Annotated in this window: 18 protein-coding genes; 17 read left to right on the top strand and 1 reads right to left on the bottom strand. The window is 61.4% G+C overall.

Translation table 11 applies throughout. From position 1 onward, the window contains the following. Positions 1-5 precede the first annotated feature (5 nt). Genes EAE28_RS21555 through EAE28_RS21530 form a run of 6 tightly spaced genes read left to right on the top strand, consistent with a single transcriptional unit; the run spans position 6 to position 5,042 of the window. Positions 6-2,258 (top strand): heavy metal translocating P-type ATPase, encoded by a 2,253-nt coding sequence (locus tag EAE28_RS21555; protein ID WP_127110179.1) that lies wholly within the window; start codon positions 6-8, stop codon positions 2,256-2,258. 3 nt (positions 2,259-2,261) lie between these two features. Further along, positions 2,262-2,855, top strand: a complete 594-nt coding sequence (locus tag EAE28_RS21550) for a methyltransferase family protein (protein WP_127110177.1) — start codon at positions 2,262-2,264, stop codon at positions 2,853-2,855. A gap of 1 nt (position 2,856) precedes the next feature. Next, complete coding sequence (locus EAE28_RS21545) at positions 2,857-3,480, top strand: methyltransferase family protein (RefSeq protein ID WP_127110175.1); 624 nt, start codon at positions 2,857-2,859, stop codon at positions 3,478-3,480. Then, positions 3,477-3,962 (top strand): signal peptidase II, encoded by a 486-nt coding sequence (lspA, locus tag EAE28_RS21540; protein ID WP_127110173.1) that lies wholly within the window; start codon positions 3,477-3,479, stop codon positions 3,960-3,962. The genes EAE28_RS21545 and lspA overlap by 4 nt, the downstream gene beginning before the upstream one ends. After that, positions 3,949-4,386, top strand: a complete 438-nt coding sequence (locus EAE28_RS21535; protein WP_127110171.1) for a disulfide bond formation protein B — start codon at positions 3,949-3,951, stop codon at positions 4,384-4,386. Before lspA ends, EAE28_RS21535 begins: the two co-directional genes overlap by 14 nt. After that, entirely contained in the window at positions 4,383-5,042 is a 660-nt protein-coding gene (locus EAE28_RS21530) for a DsbA family protein (RefSeq protein WP_127110169.1), read from the top strand. The genes EAE28_RS21535 and EAE28_RS21530 overlap by 4 nt, the downstream gene beginning before the upstream one ends. A 7-nt stretch (positions 5,043-5,049) precedes the next feature. Here EAE28_RS21530 and mntR read toward each other — a convergent pair whose 3' ends face one another. Next, positions 5,050-5,508, bottom strand: a complete 459-nt coding sequence (gene mntR, locus EAE28_RS21525) for a manganese-binding transcriptional regulator MntR (protein WP_127110167.1) — start codon at positions 5,506-5,508, stop codon at positions 5,050-5,052. 116 nt (positions 5,509-5,624) lie between these two features. Here mntR and EAE28_RS21520 point away from each other — a divergent pair, with 116 nt between their 5' ends. The 11 genes from EAE28_RS21520 (at position 5,625) to EAE28_RS21470 (ending at position 17,961) form a co-directional block, all read left to right on the top strand. Continuing rightward, entirely contained in the window at positions 5,625-6,833 is a 1,209-nt protein-coding gene (locus EAE28_RS21520; RefSeq protein WP_246022529.1) for a multicopper oxidase domain-containing protein, read from the top strand. Next, positions 6,830-8,011 (top strand): ZIP family metal transporter, encoded by a 1,182-nt coding sequence (locus tag EAE28_RS21515; protein ID WP_127110165.1) that lies wholly within the window; start codon positions 6,830-6,832, stop codon positions 8,009-8,011. Before EAE28_RS21520 ends, EAE28_RS21515 begins: the two co-directional genes overlap by 4 nt. A gap of 191 nt (positions 8,012-8,202) precedes the next feature. Then, a complete protein-coding gene (locus EAE28_RS21510; RefSeq protein ID WP_246022527.1) occupies positions 8,203-8,808 on the top strand; it encodes an SCO family protein in 606 nt (201 codons plus the stop codon). Positions 8,809-8,813: 5 nt separating this feature from the next. Next, positions 8,814-9,287 (top strand): copper chaperone PCu(A)C, encoded by a 474-nt coding sequence (locus EAE28_RS21505; RefSeq protein ID WP_127110161.1) that lies wholly within the window; start codon positions 8,814-8,816, stop codon positions 9,285-9,287. Further along, complete coding sequence (locus EAE28_RS21500) at positions 9,272-9,868, top strand: SCO family protein (RefSeq protein ID WP_425466785.1); 597 nt, start codon at positions 9,272-9,274, stop codon at positions 9,866-9,868. Before EAE28_RS21505 ends, EAE28_RS21500 begins: the two co-directional genes overlap by 16 nt. 56 nt (positions 9,869-9,924) lie before the next feature. Then, the gene (locus tag EAE28_RS21495) at positions 9,925-10,404 is read left to right on the top strand and encodes a DUF411 domain-containing protein (RefSeq protein WP_127110157.1); all 480 of its coding nucleotides are present in this window, start codon (positions 9,925-9,927) and stop codon (positions 10,402-10,404) included. Positions 10,405-11,815: 1,411 nt separating this feature from the next. Then, positions 11,816-13,369: a tannase/feruloyl esterase family alpha/beta hydrolase gene (locus EAE28_RS21490; RefSeq protein ID WP_127110155.1), complete on the top strand. Its 1,554-nt coding sequence runs from the start codon at positions 11,816-11,818 to the stop codon at positions 13,367-13,369. 165 nt (positions 13,370-13,534) lie between these two features. Beyond that, on the top strand, positions 13,535-14,389 hold the full coding sequence (locus tag EAE28_RS21485) for a glycosyltransferase family 2 protein (protein ID WP_164736735.1): 855 nt from the start codon (positions 13,535-13,537) through the stop codon (positions 14,387-14,389). Between the two features lie 148 nt (positions 14,390-14,537). Beyond that, positions 14,538-15,590, top strand: a complete 1,053-nt coding sequence (locus tag EAE28_RS21480) for a LacI family DNA-binding transcriptional regulator (RefSeq protein WP_127110151.1) — start codon at positions 14,538-14,540, stop codon at positions 15,588-15,590. Next, a complete protein-coding gene (xylA, locus tag EAE28_RS21475) occupies positions 15,587-16,891 on the top strand; it encodes a xylose isomerase (protein WP_127110149.1) in 1,305 nt (434 codons plus the stop codon). Before EAE28_RS21480 ends, xylA begins: the two co-directional genes overlap by 4 nt. 17 nt (positions 16,892-16,908) lie before the next feature. Continuing rightward, entirely contained in the window at positions 16,909-17,961 is a 1,053-nt protein-coding gene (locus tag EAE28_RS21470; RefSeq protein ID WP_127110147.1) for a sugar phosphate isomerase/epimerase family protein, read from the top strand. Position 17,962: the final 1 nt, after the last annotated feature.

The raw sequence follows: 17,962 nt of genomic DNA, 5'->3' as shown, positions 1-17,962 counted from the left end.
CTGCGATGACAAACCCTGAGAACGAAGCAACCTGCGACTGGACGGTCTCTGGGATGGATTGCGGATCCTGTGCCAGCAAGGTCAAGGACGCTGTCGGACGGCTACCCGGTGTCAGCGATGTCGAGGTGGGCCTGATGTCTGAACGCCTGCGCCTGAGGCTGGACGAAACGAAGACCGGTCGTGACAAGATCGAGGGTGTTGTAAAGTCTCTTGGCTACGGGATCGCGACACGCACTGCCGGAGCGAAGAAGGAATTCGTTCTGCCGGGTGCCGGGTCCGAGGAGTCTCATGATCACGAACATGATCACTCGCCCAAGTCGTCTGTCAAATCCGATTCCGGCCACGGCAGTCCCGGCCATGTTCATGATGATCCTGCCGATAAGGGAAAAAGCTGGTATCAGACAGGCAAGGGCAGGCTGGTGATCTTCACGGCGATGCTTCTGGGGCTGGCTTGGATCGTGGAGTTCTTGACCCCGGCGCTTGGGGCTTGGCCTTTCATCGCGGCCTGCCTGATCGGTGTCGCACCCGTAGCCAGACGCGCTTTCGCCGCGCTGCGACTTGGCCAGCCTTTCAGCATTGAAAGCTTGATGACCGTGGCTGCGATTGGTGCGCTATTCATCGGTGCGGCCGAGGAAGCGGCGCTTGTCGTGTTCCTCTTTGCGGTAGGCGAGGTTCTGGAAGGCGTCGCCGCTGGCAAGGCGCGAGACGGCATTCGGGCGCTGGCCAATCTGGTGCCCAAGACAGCGCTGCTTGAGGTCGACGGCGTGACACGCGAAGTGCCTGCCGCCAGCTTGAGCGTTGGTCAGACGGTGCTGGTGCGCCCTGGTGACCGCGTTCCGGCGGATGGCGAGATCGCCGAAGGAATCTCGGGCGTCGACGACAGCCCGGTCACCGGCGAAAGCGTGCCAGTCACCAAAGGCCCCGGCGATAGCGTGTTTGCCGGATCCATCAACACCGAGGCCGCGTTGCGGGTAACCGTGACCAAGGCAGCCGAGGACAACACCATCGCCCGCATCATCCGATTGGTCGAGGACGCCGAAGAGGCACGCGCCCCAACCGAGCGGTTCATTGACCGGTTTAGTCGCTGGTACATGCCCGCCATCGTCTTAGTCGCCGCGCTGGTAGTGTTGGTGCCACCGCTGGCGTTCGGTCAGCCATGGGATACCTGGGTCTATCGTGGTTTGGCGCTATTGCTGATCGGATGCCCTTGTGCGCTGGTAATCTCGGTCCCGGCGTCCATCGCCTCGGCGCTGTCAACGGGTGCACGGCGTGGGCTGTTGATGAAGGGCGGCGCGGTGATCGAGGCAGCAGCTAGCGTAAAGCAGGTGGCCTTTGATAAGACCGGAACGCTAACCCACGGGCGGCCCGTGGTAACAGATGTGGTCCCCTTTGGGGCGACCTCCGAGGCCGAGCTTCTGGCCGTCGCCGCCGGTGTCGAAGCTGGGTCCAGCCACCCGCTTGCCATGGCGATCCTAAACAAGGCGCAGGATGAAGGCATTGCCCTGCTGCCGTCCAAAGACGCGAGGGTGTTGATCGGCAAGGGCGTCTCGGCCGAGGTGGACGGTGCACTTGCCTGGGTTGCGTCGCCGCGCCATGCTTCGGAAAACGGTGGACTGGATGACAAGGGCGTCCAGCAGGCAGCGGTTTTTGAGACCGAAGGCAAGACGGCTGTTGCGGTGTTCCGTGAGCACAAGCCATTGGGCCTGATTGCCATGCGCGATGAACCGCGCGCGGATGCCAGCGTGGCGGTTGCGCAGTTGAAGCGGCTTGGCGTCACCTCGGTCATGCTGACGGGCGACAACGCGCGGACCGCCGCCGCCATCGCGGGTGGGCTGGGCATGGAGTTCAAAGCCGACATGATGCCCGAGGACAAGCTGGACGCGATCAAAACCATGAGCGCCAATGGCGGCGTGATGATGATTGGCGACGGCATCAACGATGCCCCGGCGCTGAAACAGGCCAGCGTCGGCGTGGCGATGGGATCGGGCACTGACGTGGCGCTGGAAACCGCTGACGCAGCGATCCTGCGCGACAAGGTAACGGACATCTCCGCCACGATCCGGTTGGCCCGTGGGGCGATGGCCAATATCCGCCAGAACGTGACCATCGCGCTAGGGCTGAAAGCCGTGTTCCTTGTGACTTCGGTCTTTGGCATCACCGGCCTATGGCTGGCGATCATGGCCGATACCGGCGCAACGGTTCTTGTCACGCTGAACGCCTTGCGGCTCTTGCGTTTCAATCCGGAAGGCGAGAGTTAAGAGATGCTGCAATTGCCAACGGAACTGGAATGGATTCCCTTCGTTGCAGGCGCCTATTTGCTGGTGCGTTCGGTTCGCGCAATGCTTGATCCCACCGCGCAATTGTGGCCCCCAAAGAACCGCAATGGCCCTGTATACGCGAAGTTCATCTGGCCGTTCAGGATCTTGTTTTGGGGCCTGATCGTTGTCTCGCTGCTGGTCATTCCAGAGGTCGCGCCTAGCCCCGGCATGCCAGGCTTCTGGATCGGTATTGTCCTGCTGATCCTCGGATTTGGGATCGCGGTGCATGCGACTCTGCAACTTGGCTGGTGCGTAGCCTTTGGCCAGGACGGGGCATTGCAAGAAGGCGGTTGGTTTCGGTTCAGTCGTAACCCCGTCTATGTCGCTACCTGGATGGGTCTCGCCGGTTGGGCAATCTTGTTGCCCAAAGCCCCGATTATGGCGGCCCTCGCCGTCTGGGCCGGGTTTTACATTTTCGCTGTTTTTCTCGAGGAGCGCGCTCTCGAGCGCAGCCACGGCGCCGAATTCGCCGCCTATAAATTAAGAACCGCGCGCTTTCTCGGATGGCCGCGCGTGGACGAAAGACAAGGATCCTGACATGAACACTTGGTTTGGCTGGGCGGCGCTTGCTGTTCTGCTCGCATATCTTGCGCTTTTCTACTGGGGCACTTATCGCGCCGCCAAGGCCGCTGGAAAGCAGGTCTGGCTCATCGGACAGTCTGGTGGTCACGACCGACTAGCCGCTCTGGGTTACCGTGCTGCCTTCTCCATGGCCCTCTTTGGACCGCTCGTCTGGATGACCCTACCTCTGTTGCAAAGACTAGACCCGCTTTGGACGGAAGGCCGCTTTCCTGTGCTCGGCACTCTGGGTATCACTCTCGCGGGTAGCGGTGCCCTGATTGCTGTGGTGGCACAGCTTTCGATGGGTGCCTCTTGGCGTGTGGGTGTCAAAGAAGGTGCAGCCGGAGATCTCGTGTCAGGTGGTATCTTCAAGTTCAGCCGCAACCCGACCTTTGTCGGACAATTCTTACTGCTAATCGGTGTTGCCTTGGCTATCCCATCACTGCCAACGGCCGTGGCACCGCTGCTCTTTATCCGGTTGGCCTCTGCACAGGTCCGATCCGAAGAAACCGCACTGCGCGCGGCGATCGGGTCCGAATACGATGCCTATATGAGGTCCGTACCGCGATGGATCGGGCTGCCCCGAAAGGAGGCATCATGAAAACGCCCCTGATGCTGTTTGTGATCGCCGTCGCTGCGGTTGCCGATCAGGTGACTAAGGCTCTTGCATTGTCGCTGCTTTCGGCTGACATGCCCTTTTCGATTCTACCCGGCTTCAACCTCACGCTTGGCTTCAACGAAGGAGCGAGCTTCGGCATGTTGTCGGGCGTCATGTCTGGCAAGCCCTTGGTCATGGCCGGACTGACGGGCGTGTTGACGCTGGGTTTGGCTGTTGTGGCGTTTCGGTCGCGGCATCCCTTGGAGCGCGCGGGTTTTGCGCTGATCGTCGGCGGGTCGCTTGGCAATATCATTGACCGGGTGCGACAGGGGGCAGTGACCGACTTCCTTGATTTCTATTGGCGAGACTGGCACTGGCCGACGTTCAACCTTGCAGATATCGCAATTTTTCTGGGCGCAATGTGCATCATCGCAACGGCCATCCCCTTACGCAGCCGAAAGGGATCCGCCGATGACCAAACCTGAATCACAGGCACTTTCACGCGAAGACATTCTCCTCCTTGCCGCGTTTCTGATCGCGCTTGCAGCCACACTGGGTGCGCTGTTCATTGGCGAGGTGATGGGCCAGATGCCCTGTACCCTGTGCTGGTATCAGCGCATCGCGATGTTTCCACTTGTGCCGATCCTTGGTTTGTCGATGTGGCGCGGCGACGGCGTAGCACGACCTTACGCCGTACCGTTGACGCTCGCAGGTCTTGCATTGGCGGGGTGGCACGCGGGTCTTTATCTCGGGATCGTGCCCGAGGCGATCGTTCCCTGCACAGCAGATGGACCATCCTGCAGTGGCCCGTCGCAGATGATATTCGGGCTACCCATCCCTTATCTGTCGTTGGCTGCTTTTGCCGCGATTCTTACTTGCTTACTTGTACCGAAAGGAAATCAGACATGAATCGTCGTACTGTGTTGTTGGGGGCGTCGGCAATTGGGGCAGCAGCCTTTGGTGGCGGCTATGTATTCTTGTCTCGCCGACGCGAGGCCGAAGCTGAGGCCGCTGCTGCGGCCATCCCCCGTGCTGACCCGGCGCTTTTGATTCGCGCCTATTCGCCGAGTTTTGGACCGGTGGACGCACCGGTCACGCTGGTGGAGTTTTTCGATCCGTCCTGTGAAGCCTGCCGCGCTTATCATCCGGTTGTCCAAGGAATCCGGCGACAGTTCCCGACGCAAGTACGGGTTGTATTGCGCTATACCATATTCCACGAGGGGTCGGATGAGGCGGTACGCATCCTCGAGGCCGCGCGGATGCAGGACGTTTTTGAACCCGTTCTGGATGCCTTGCTAGAGCAACAGCCGAACTGGGCCGTGCATGGCACGCCGAGGATGGATGTGGCTTGGAACATCGCGGGGGCTGCTGGCCTTGTTCTCCAGCGCGCGCAAAACGATCGGCTCTTTCCGGGAATCACTGGGACAATCAATCAAGACACAGCCGATGTCGAAGCATTGGGAATTCGCCAGACACCAACGTTCTACCTCGACGGACGGCGGATCGAGAATTTGAGTCGCGACAGCTTGATCGCCGAAGTCCGTCTCGCGGTCGAAAACGCCTGATCGGCGCTTAGGACCGGTCTGCAAAGTCAGCGAATAGGGCAAGCGTCCGTTCGCTGACGTGGTGCTCGATGCCTTCGGCATCGCGTTCCGCCGTCTCTGGGTCAAGTCCGAGGCTCAGGAGAAACCGCAGGACAATCTCGTGGCGGTGCCTGCATTCCTTGGCGAGCGCCCGGCCTTCCTCGGTCAAAAAGACTGAGCGGTATTTGGCGCGGGTTATCAGGCCATCCCGCGCCAGACGGCCGAGCGTTTTCGCGACCGTCGGCGCGGTCACACCCATTCGGGTCGCGATATCGACCGGCCGGGCCTCGCCGTTGTCGTGGATCAGTTCGGCGATCAGTTCGACATAGTCTTCCGCCACTTCGCTGCGACGCGCCTCGCGCACGCCGATGAATGCCTCTACGCGGGCTTCAACGGCACGTGCCTCGACTTCTTGTGGTGCTGTTTCAAGGTTCTGATCATTCGTCATGTCGTCACCCTCGCATGATCGGGATTGACTCGTAAAGTCTTAGCCTTGATTGTTAGCCTAAGCTAACTTTTTGCACCAGGGCTTTGGCCTGCGTTTCAACTGAAGGGACCACGCCTATGTCAGTCGATACCGGGAAGTGGGCGCGCGATACATCGCCCGCCGTGGAGAAAACGCGACCCACAGCGCCACCTGTCATAGGTGCGGAGCCAGTTTCGGCGTCGCGACGTGCGCTGTTGGTCGGCGGTTTGGCGGCTGCCAGCGGGGCAGCCGTGGCCGCGAGCCGCGCACAATCACAGGCGACGCAGGGCCCAATGGCGGGGCATGCCATGTCCGGCGGGGCGCCCGATCCGTATTCGGCCCATAGCAGTGGCATGGCGCACGGCAATATGACGATGGTCGGCCGCGTCGATCACGACCGGAACGGGTTCGACCCGATTTCCATGTTGACCGATTGGGATACTGGCCGCACCGAAATCCTTCCGGATGGCCGCACGTTGCGTACCTTCGAGGTCGAAGCCATCGACATGGAAATCGAGATCGCTCCCGGCGTGTTCTTTCCCGCCTGGACGTTCAACGGTCGCGTGCCCGGCCCCGCGCTGCGCGCAAAGGAAGGTGAGCGGCTGCGGATCATCTTTCGTAACCTCGGTTCACACCCACATTCCATGCACTTTCACGGCATTCATTCGGCGAGAATGGACGGAATTCAAGGCGCTGGATTGATCGACCCGGGCGAGGAGTTTGTCTACGAATTCGATGCCAAGCCCTTCGGCTGTCATCTTTATCATTGCCACGCACTGCCGCTGAAACGGCATATGCACAAGGGCATGTACGGCCTGTTCGTGGTCGACCCCGATCCGGCCCGCCACCCCGAACACGCGTCTATTGCGGCGTCGCGCGTTCTCGGCAGTCCAGAAAACGCCGAGTGGCAGGAACTGGCAATGGTGATGAATGGCTTCGACACCAATTTCGATGGCGCCAACGAGGTCTATGCCGTCAACACGGTCGGTCAAGCTTACATGAACGAGCCGATCCGGATCGACAAGTCGCGCCCGGTACGCATCTATCTCATGAACGCGACCGAGTTCGACCCGATCAACTCGTTCCACCTGCACGGTAATTTCTTCGACTATTACGACACTGGCACCCAACTTACGCCCACCCTGCGTACGGTCGATGTGATCATGCAATGTCAGGCGCAACGCGGCATCCTCGAGTTCAGCTTCGCCGACCACGAGGATGGGCTGTACATGTTCCATGCCCACCAGGCCGAGTTCACCGAACTTGGTTGGATGGGCTTTTTCGACGTCCAGGAGGCGGGGGCATGACCGACCAAAGCCAAACCCGCCGCCCGCCACTGATCCGGCTGCTTCTGGTTCTCGTGCCACTGGCCGCCATGCTGGGTGCCTTTGTCTGGATTGCCTCGCTCGATCCCCTGCGCGGTTTTAACAACGGCGCTCCGCCGGTCGAGGCGTTGACGGTCGAACGGGCGATCCTAGACGGGTCGGGAATATCGCTCAAAGTGCGTGCTGGCGGATCGGATGCAATGGTGGTCGCGCAGGTTGCCGTGGATGATGCCTATTGGAGCTTCACGCAGGAACCGGCGGGGCCGATAGCCCGGGGCGACGCAGTCTGGTTGCGAATTCCCTATCCGTGGGTTCTTGGCGAGGCCCATCATGTCAACTTGTTGTCCAACTCCGGTGCGACCTTCGGGCACGAGATCGAGGTCGCTGTGTCGACGCCAAGTGCCACCTGGGGGCAACTTCGGCTCCAGGCGGTGATCGGGGCGATCGTCGGCCTTCTGCCAGTGGCGCTTGGCTTGATGTTCTATCCAGCCATGAAGGGAGTCGGTCGGCGCGGGATGAACTTTCTGCTGGCTCTGACGGTCGGGTTGCTGGCTTTCCTACTGATAGACACTATTTCCGAGGCGCTGGAGCTTTCTACAGAAGCGGCTGCGATTTTCCAGGGCTCCGCAATGGTCTGGCTGGCGGCGCTGGCAAGCTTTCTCTTGCTGATGGCGATAGGGCGTTGGCGCGGCAATCCGGAAGGCATCGCGCTTGCGTTCTACATCGCCCTCGGCATCGGGCTTCACAACTTTGGCGAAGGGTTGGCGATTGGCGGTGCATTCGCCGCCGGATCGGCCGGGCTTGGCACCTTCCTTGTCCTTGGCTTTGCCCTGCACAATGTCACCGAGGGCATCGGCATCGCCGCCCCGATGCTTCGGGCCCGGCCTGCGCTCTGGACCTTCGCGGCCCTGACTCTGCTCGCCGGTGGCCCGGCGATCCTTGGAATGTGGGCGGGCAGCCTTGCCTACGCACCGCAATGGTCCGCGCTGGCGCTGGCCGTCGGGGCAGGTGCAATCTTGCAAGTCATGGTCGAAGTCAGCGCCTATCTTGTGCGACAGAACGCTGACAGGCAGGCGACGTTGATGTCACCGGCCGTCCTTGGAGGGTTCTTGGGTGGGGTCGCTTTCATGTACGCCACGGCAGCATTGATCAAGATTTGAGCCGGAGGTCGGTTGTCTCGGACTTAGGGGGCGGTCGACCGGCACCAGAAATCGGCCTGCGCGTCTACGGAGAGACCAAGATTTTCGCTGCCCCTATTTGGGCAGCCAAGTGGCTCATTCTTTCGTGAATTCGAAATGATGGGCTTGAAGCTAAAGCTGCTAGAGGGTTTAGGCCGAACAAGATACTTGGAATGTACAATCGAATGCGACTGACATATTTGCAGAAAATCCTCTGGGCTGCCGCCGCATTGGCCTCGCTGGCTTTTGGGGCTTGGCAGTTTGCGGGCGCCCGCGCGCCATCGGGCGTCGATGAAGCGCCCTTCCGCCCAACCTTTGCCCTTCCGGACGCGGAAGGGCAAATGCGAACGCCTGCCGACTTTGCGGGCAAATATCTTTTGGTGTTCTTCGGCTTCACCAATTGCCCGGACGTGTGCCCGACGACGCTTGCCGAAGTCGCACAGATCATGGACGACTTGGGTGCTCAATCCGTTGAGGTGCAACCTTTGTTCATCTCAATTGATCCTGAACGGGACCGGGCGCTTGGCCTTGCCGAATTCACTGCGGCATTCCATCCGTCCATCATCGGATTGGCCGGGGAAGGCGCGCAGACACGTGCGGCGGCCAACAGCTTCCACATATTTTTCGAACGTGAGGACGACGTCACAGCGCCGGACGGCTATTCCATGTCTCACAGTCCCGCGCTCTACCTGATCGGTCCGGACGGCGACTGGCTGCGCCAGTTCACGTACGGAACCCCCGCTGCAGAAATCCTTGACGACCTACAATCGAGATTGTGAAACCCATGAAAATAACAGTCTTTACTGCGCTAATTCTGACCTTGGCGTCGCCTACCTTGGCATGCGAGACCGTCACATCCGGCGAGATGACCATCGAAAACGCTTGGTCTCGCGCGACAATCGGTGCCAACCGCCCCGCTGTATTCTATGTGGCGATTACAAATGCCGGAAGTTCCGGTGACGCCCTTATCGGGATCGCGACCCCTGCGGCCAGCATGCCGATGCTGCACCAAACCGTGGTTACCGAAGACATAGCCTCTATGCCGCATGCCATGTCCATTCCCATTGCCGCAGGTCAGTCTGTTCAACTCGCGCCCGGTGGCTACCATGGAATGCTGATGGGGCTGACGGAGGCGCTGAAAGTAGGCGACAATTTCCCTATGACCCTGACGTTTCAGAACGCAGGCGACATCACAATCAATGTCGAGGTGCTGTCTATCCGGGCGGAGGGGCCAGATTGCGAATCCGACGGGCAGTAATCCTTGGCATTGGCGGCGTGGCAGGTGCTGCGGCGTTCGCACTGGGCCTTGGCGGGTGGCGAACCCGCAACCGCAGCCAGTCGGGCGCAGATCTGTTGCCGTTGCCCTTTGCAGATATGTCTTTCAGTTTGACCGACCAACGCGGCAACATGGTGCGCCCAGAGGACTGGATCGGGCGGCCGACGATGGTGTTCTTTGGCTTTACCTGGTGCCCGGACGTATGTCCGACCACGCTGAGCGATATCTCCGGCTGGCTGGAAGAGCTTGGCACCGATGCCGACCGGCTGAATGTGGCGATGATCACCGTGGATCCCGAACGTGATACGACGGAGGTGCTTGGCGACTACCTGTCCCATTTCGATCCCCGCATTATCGGCCTGACCGGCACATTGGAAGAGATCGAACGCGCGGCATCAGGCTTTCGCGCCCGGTTCGAAAAGTTGGCCCGCGATGACGACTACACCATGAACCACACGGCCGGGGTTTTTCTTTTCCGATCGGACGGTGGGTTTGCGAGCATCATCGACTATCATGAGGACCGGCGTTTCGCGGTGCCGAAGATTCGTAGAGCGATAGGCTGATGATTTGACCGTAACCGAACAAAATATCACCGAAAACACGTGAACAGGAAAAAGTCATGACACACACATTCAAACTTTCCCGCAGATCCATGCTGTCGTCCAGCCTTGCCATGCTGGCAGCCTCGGCCGCGCCCAGTTGGGCTCAGGTTCCTGCAATCCATGTCGTCAAGGGAGTCGGTTGCGGATGCTGCAATGCTTGGGTCGCCTATCTGCGCGAAGAAGGATTTAGCGTCACCGAAGAGGAACGCTACGGCGCTCTTTTGACAGCCTTCAAAACCGAAGTCGGCGTTCCGCCACGGATGATTTCCTGCCATACCGGCATGGTCGATGGCTATGTGCTCGAAGGACACGTCCCAGCTACGGAGATCCGCCGCCTGCTCGAGGAGCGCCCCGATGTCATTGGGCTTGCCGTGCCAGGAATGCCCTTTGGGTCACCCGGGATGGGGCCGGAAGAGGAGCGCGAAGCCTACGAAGTGCTCCTTATCAACAATGACGGGACTGGTGAGGTCTTCGCCAATTACGAGCAGTTGGGATGACTGCGCTCATCGACCGTCAGTAATAGGTCTCAATGTACACCTTCGAGCAATCGTAGGCGACCGCCGCTGGGTAGGCCTATTGCTGATGAAACTGAGCGAAGTCAAAAGCCGCGTCGCGACGGGGATATCGGTGTCGAGCGAAGTCTCGATCAACGCCCCGATCATCTTCTAGACGGGGCGAACGCCGATCTAGCTGATATTCGGCGGGCCCGGAAGGGTCAGGGTGAAGTGTTGGCGACAGGATTGCTGGCGCCCGATTGGTGAGGGTCGCTGCTCCTACGCCGCCAGACTGAAGATTCTCCATGTTGCTAACCGCTGAGTAGCCGAACGGCAGGAAGAAACGCACTGCAGTCATACGATGGGTGGGAATGCTGCACTATGCAGGGATGGCCGTTTTGGTGAAGCTGCATAGCCGTGATCCCGGATGAAGTGAACGACAGATCTGGGCCGGAAGCGATGGTGTTCATGAAGCCGTTGACTGGCTTACATCAACACCACATCAACCTGCGAATGCACGTTTCGCACTAAGTGTGCTGCTGAAAGCCGTTGAAAATGGCTCATTGCGAACATGGAAAATGCGCAAAATCAAAGACTTGCCGCGTAAGTTGTTGAAATATATAAGTTATTGGAATCGCCGGGGTTTTGGCTCATAACCTGAAGGTCGTAGGTTCAAATCCTACCCCCGCAACCAGATACTTGTTCATTGTCAGATAGTTAAGCCCTGCGGAAACGTGGGGCCGTCTGCTGTCCAAATCCCGTGGAAGCACGGCGGAAGCAAGCAGACGTAACTTCCTGACGTGGCGCTTCGTAAATCGGTGCCTGCGATGACCGTTGCTTCCCGTGCCGTTCGATTGGGAAAGTCACATCAATACTGGCCGGGATCCCGCTCCGAAAGGTGAGCTCTCGGCCATCGATCGTGGCGACATCCAGTAGCGGAGGCCCTTCGGTCGGGGGCTCGAACTCGGTGATCCTTCCCGTCGGCAGTCCACTGAAGCCGAAAAGATTAGCGCGCTTCGCTAACAGCGGTAACGACGGGCGTAGGCGTTGATCTGATACGCGTCGGGCGATTGCTCAATCTGCGCGATAGGCAGTAAACCTCGAACGGGTTCACGTCGCAGTTGGAGGAAAGTTCAGCGGCAGTCAAAGACGATATGATCTGTGCCCCAAGGGGTCCAATCGACCAGTCCCCTTGCTGCAACTTTGATGTTCTGGGTGTGTGGGCTGACCCTGGCCCTGCCGGGATCTGCCGACGCGGAGAGCGCTCGATCATGCCCCGGCGATGATCCCCGTCGTGACTTTCCCAATACCCAGCCCGTTCCTGCCTCACGCCCTCCCGGGACCTCCTCCAGATTGACGCACCAGAACAACGCCGCCTAAGGTTGCAAAACTGCAAGCGGGAGGAGAACCACTGATGCAGAGATACAAACCCGTGCCCAAGGGCACGAGAGGCGTTGTTGCGGCCGCGACCCTGATCACGGCTGTGGTTCTGGGCGGGGCTGCAGCCGCCACGCCGGGCGCTGAGGCCTGCACGGCGATGCAGGATGCCAGCGTGGCGGGCTATGGCGATCTGAGGATCAACGCCACGACCCACGCCGATGGTCGCTGCCTGATCGAGGGTAGCTTCGAGCATCGTACGGGCGTCGACGGTGTCGACTATTTCATCGGCTTTGCGGTTGCGCTGCCCGATAGCTGGAACCAGCGCTTCCTGTTTCAGGGCGGCGGGGGTCTCAACGGCAGCGTGCGCCCGCCCGAAGGTCCGGCCGGTGCCGGCGACATGCCGGCGGTAGAGCGCGGTTTCGCCGTCGCCTCGACCGACTCGGGCCATCAGGGCGTCGGCTGGGATTCGTCGTTCAAGGCTGACCAGATCGCCATGCTGAACTTCGCCAATGACGCCGTGCCGAAAGTCGACACGCTGGCCCGCGCCTTGGTTGAAAGCTACTATGGCAGCGCGCCCCACCATGCCTATTGGGCCGGTTGCTCGACCGGCGGGCGTGAAGGGATGATGATGGCGCAGCGCCATCCGCTCGCCTTCGACGGGATGATCATCGGCGCCCCGGCGATGCGCACAGATCAATCGAACACGGCGCTCAGCCATATGGCCTCGGCCTTCAACGCGCTGGCCGCGACCGGGGCGGATGGCACGCTCGACCGCTCGACCGTGTTCTCGGATGCGCAGCGGTCGCTGATCGCGGATGGCATTCTGGCTGCCTGCGATAGCAATGACGGGGTCGCGGATGGCATGATTTTCGACACGATGTCCTGCGCGTTCGATCCTGCGACGCTGGCTTGCGGCAACGGTGCGGCGACGGGCGATGGCACCTGCCTTGCGCCCGAGCAGGTGGCACTGGTCGAGACAATGTTCGCGCCGACGGTCGATTCCACGGGTTACGAGGTCTATCCGGCCTATCCTGTGGATGCCGACGTGATGGCCACGCCTGAGCGGGGAATACCGGGTCTGTTCCGCTTCGACCGCGAGAACAACCTGCAATACCGCAACACCATCACCGAATTGAGTGTGGAAGATGCGGTTGCGCGCGGCATCCGTTCGGACCGGCAGCAATGGATGGTCAACACCCGGCTCTGGACCAACCTGTCGAGCTTTGCCGGCAATGGCGGGCGGATCCTGTTCTACCACGGCACCGCCGATCCGTGGTTCTCGGCCCTCGATACGGTCGGCTACTATGAGGATCTTCAAGCCGAGGGTGGCGCTGTGGCAGACGCGGCCGCGTTGTACCTCGTCCCCGGCATGGGGCATTGCCGGGGCGGGAGCACCGCGCTGGATCAATTCGACCTGTTGACCTCTCTCGTCGCCTGGGTAGAGGACGGCACGGCGCCAGCCTCGGTCGAGGCGACCAGTGCGGCGAACGCCGGTCGCAGCCGACCGCTTTGCCCGTATCCGCAGCATGCGCAGTATTCGGGATCTGGCGACAGTGAGGATGCAGCCAACTTCGCTTGCGTGGAGTGATCCCTGGGCAGGGCGCATGGCAGATGCCGTGCGCCCTGTTGCTCAGCGGGGGCGTTGACGCTCAGATCGCCACGCGCCTGAAGTGCCTGAATGGCTTTGCAGGACCGCGTCAGTGCGGTAGGGCGGGGCGAGCCGGCCAGAGCCTGGCGTCAGGGGAGGGCAGCTGTGCAACTTGCGGACATCACCGTCGTTTCGGTCACCTATAACAGCGGTCATGTTCTGCCGGGGATGCTGGCGTCCGTGCCTGCCGAAACGCCCGTTGTCGTGGTTGACAATGCCAGCCCCGAAGGGGCGCCGATCCCGACAGCGGAGCGCGACATCCGGGTGATCCGCAGTGCGGTCAATCACGGGTTTGGCTGGGGTTGCAACGCCGGGGCGGCTGTCGCCCGCACGCCGTATCTCTTGTTTCTGAACCCGGATGCCCGGCTGACGCCCGACTGTCTGACACGGCTGCTGGAAGCCCGGCAGGCGTACCCGGCAGCCAGCGCGTTCAATCCGCGCATCGAGGACGAAACCGGCGCGGTGTTCTTTCGTCGGGCCACGCGGCTACGGGGGAACAAAGGCCGTATCCGGGTCAAGCCGACGCGGGACATGGAAGTGCCGGTTCTGAGTGGGGCGGCCCTGTTCGTGTCCAAGGCGCATTTTGACGCGGTCGGGGGCTTTGACGAAAATATCTTTCTGTACGCTGAGGATGATGACCTGTCGGTGCGGTTACAGGATGCGATCGGGCCGCTGATGCTGATCTTTGACGCTGTGGTGACGCATGAAGCAGGCACCTCTACCGAACCAAGCCCTGCGACCACGGCCTTCAAGCAATTTCATCTGACCCGCGCCATGGTTTACACCATGCACAAGCATGGCCGCCCTCTGGCCTTTGCCCAGTGCTTGCTGCAGGCGCTGCGCCAGTTCCTGAAGCCGCGCACCTACAGGTCCGAGGCGGTCAAGGCGGCGACGCAGGCCTATCTGAAGGGCGTCTGGAGCGCCCGCAGGGACCACGGGCGCTATAACCCCAAAGGCTGACACGGGGCTGCGGCCTTCAAGCTATCACCTGACAAGGTCACACGGCGGGGGCTGCGCCCGCTAGACGGGCAAAATGATGGACGTCTATCAGAAAATGATTGACGTCCATCATTTTTAACGATTTGCTGCGCGGCAGGGGAGGACCACGATGAACAGGCCGACGCTGCATGACGTCGCGCGCGCCGCTGGCGTGAGCTACGCCACCGCCGACCGGGTGGTGAACGCGCGTGGAGGCGTGGCGGACAAGTCTATCCTGCGGGTGCAGCAGGCCATCGAATCCCTTGGGTATGAACGCGATATCTTTGCCGCCAACCTGTCGCGCAAGCGCGTGTACCGCTTTCTCTTCATCCTGCCCAAAGGCGACCACAGCTTTTTCAGCGCCCTGCGTCTGGCTGTCGATTCGGAAGCGGTGCTGCGGCTCGCCGACCGGGTGCGGATCGACGTGATCGAGGTTCCGGCGCTCGACAGCGATGCGCTGGCCGAGGTGCTTGAAAACCATGACGACGACTGCGACTGCATGGCCGTCGTCGCGACAGAATCGCCGCGCGTCGCTGCCGCCATCACCGCCATGCGCGAACGCGGTATCGCCGTGGTGACGCTTGTTGGCGATACCGAACCCGAAGGGCGCGCGGCCTATGTGGGGATCGACAATGTCGTGGCCGGTGCCACGGCGGGGCGCCTTCTGCGGATCGCGCACCGGGACCGGCCCGGCCTGATCCTGCCGGTTCTGGGCTCACTCAGTGCGCGCGATCACCGCCAGCGTCTTGAGGGCTTCTTGCCGGTTCTGGCCGAAACCCCCGCCCTCAGGGCGCTGCCCGCCGTCCCGGTGAATGACCGGCGCGATCTCATGCGCGAGCGTGTTCTGGACGCGATAAGCGCGGCAGGCGGCGATCCGATTACCGGGATCTATTCGATCGGCGGCGGCAACCGCGGCCTGATCGAGGTTCTCGAAAGCCTGCAAGGGCCGCGCCCTTTTGTGGTGATGCATGACATCACGCCGACCTCTTACCGGGGGTTGATGCGCGGGCTGGTGGATGCGGTCATCGACCAGAAACCGGCGCAGGAGGTGGCTTTGGCCATCGATGTGATGAAGGCGATTGCCGACGGGCGCGACTGGAGCGACCCGGCGCGGCAGATCACCCCGACAATCTATCTGAAAGACAACCTGCCGGACATCGGCGGTCAAGGAGACATCAAGTGAGCGGATATTTCAGCACAATCAAACCGGTAAGCTATGATCCCGATGCCGCGGGACTGGCGTTTCGCCACTATAACCCCGACGAGATCGTTCTGGGCAAACGGATGGAAGAGCACCTGCGCTTTGCTGTGGCGTATTGGCATTCCTTCGGCTGGGAGGGCGGCGATCCCTTTGGCGGGCGCACGTTCGAGCGTCCGTGGTTCCCCGGCGATACGATGGAACTGGCCGAAGCCCGTGCCGATGCCGCCTTTGATTTCTTCCGCATTCTGGGCGTGCCGTATTTCTGCTTCCACGACCACGACGTGCGCCCCGAAGGCGCCAGCCTGATCGAGAGCCGCGAGCGGCTTGAGCGCATCGCAGATGTGTTCGAGGCCAAGATGGCCGCCGGTGGCCCCAAGCTGCTGTGGGGCACGGCGAACCTGTTCTCGAACCGGCGCTACATGTCCGGTGCCGCCACCAACCCTGACCCCGATGTCTTCGCCTATTCCGCCGCCACCGTGCGCGGGGTGCTGGAAGTGACGCACCGTCTGGGCGGTGAGAACTATGTGCTCTGGGGCGGGCGTGAGGGGTACGAGACGCTGCTCAACACCGACATGGGGCAGGAGCTGGAGCACATGGGCCGCTTCCTGTCGCTGGTGGTCGAGCACAAGCACAAGATCGGCTTCAAGGGCACCATCCTGATCGAGCCCAAGCCGCAGGAGCCGACCAAGCACCAGTATGACTATGATGTCGCCACGGTCTACGGCTTCCTGCGCCGCTTCGGGCTGGAGAACGAGGTCAAGGTGAACATCGAGCAGGGCCACGCGATCCTTGCCGGGCACTCGTTCGAGCATGAGCTGGCACTGGCCGGGGCGCTGGGTATTCTGGGGTCCATCGACATGAACCGGAATGACTATCAGTCCGGCTGGGATACCGACCAGTTCCCCAACAACGTGCCCGAAACCGCGCTGGCCTATTACGAGGTGCTCAAGGCGGGTGGCTTTAGCTCGGGCGGCACCAATTTTGACGCCAAGGTCCGCCGTCAGTCGCTCGATGCCGAGGATCTGGTTGCCGCGCATGTCGGCGCGATGGATGTCTGCGCGCGCGGCCTGAAGGCGGCGGCAAAGATGCTTGAGGACGGCGGTCTGGAAGCCGCGCGGCGCGAGCGTTACGCAGGCTGGCAGCGGCCCGAGGCGCAGGCGATGCTGGCCGAAGGCGCGACGCTGGCCTCGATCGCTGACGATGCCGAGAAGCGCGGGCTGGACCCGCAGCCGGTCTCGGGGCGTCAGGAAATTCTGGAAAATCTGGTCAATCGCTACGTTTGAAGCGGAGGGGAAAAACCATGAAGACCATCAAAGGTCCGGGCCTGTTTCTGGCCCAGTTCGCCGGGGATGACGCCCCGTTCAATTCCTGGGACAGCATCACCAAATGGGCGGCAGACTGTGGCTACAAAGGTGTGCAGGTGCCCAGCTGGGACGCCCGGCTGATCGATCTGGACAAGGCGGCCAGCAGCAAAACCTATTGCGACGAGTTTCTGGGCAAGGCGCGCGAAAACGGCGTCGAGGTGACCGAACTGTCCACCCACTTGCAGGGCCAGCTGGTTGCCGTTCATCCCGCCTATGACGAGGCCTTCGACGGCTTCGCCGCCCCCGAAGTGCGCGGCAACCCCAAGGCGCGGCAGGAATGGGCGGTTGATCAGGTCACCAAGGCGCTGACCGCGTCCAAGCATATGGGCATCACCGCGCACGCGACCTTCTCGGGCGCGCTGGCCTGGCCGTTCATCTACCCATGGCCGCAGCGCCCCGCCGGTCTGGTCGAGGCGGCGTTTGACGAACTGGCAAAGCGCTGGCTGCCGCTGCTCAACCACGCCGAGGAGTGCGGCGTCGATGTCTGCTATGAAATCCACCCCGGCGAGGATCTGCACGACGGCGACAGCTATGAGATGTTCCTTGAGCGCACGGGCAACCACGCGCGGGCGAACATGCTCTACGATCCGTCGCATTACGTGCTGCAATGTCTGGATTATCTGGACAATATCGACATCTACAAAGACCGCATCCGCATGTTCCACGTCAAGGATGCCGAGTTCAACCCGACCGGTCGCAAGGGCGTCTATGGCGGTTTCCAGAGCTGGGTCAACCGCGCCGGGCGCTTCCGCTCGCTGGGCGACGGGCAGGTCGATTTCGGCGCGGTGTTCTCGAAGATGACCGCCAACGGCTTTGACGGCTGGGCCGTGGTCGAGTGGGAATGCTGCCTGAAACACCCCGAGGATGGCGCGCGCGAGGGGGCTGATTTCGTCAAGCACCACATCATCCGCGTGACCGAAAAAGCCTTTGACGATTTCGCGGGCGGGGGCACAGACGATGCCGCCAACCGCCGCATGCTGGGGATCTGAG

It is taken from the genome of Pararhodobacter zhoushanensis, from assembly GCF_003990445.1.
GTDB lineage: Bacteria > Pseudomonadota > Alphaproteobacteria > Rhodobacterales > Rhodobacteraceae > Pararhodobacter > Pararhodobacter zhoushanensis.
The sequence above is the reverse complement of the archived record's forward strand: the minus strand, read 5'-3'. Positions and strand labels throughout refer to the sequence as shown.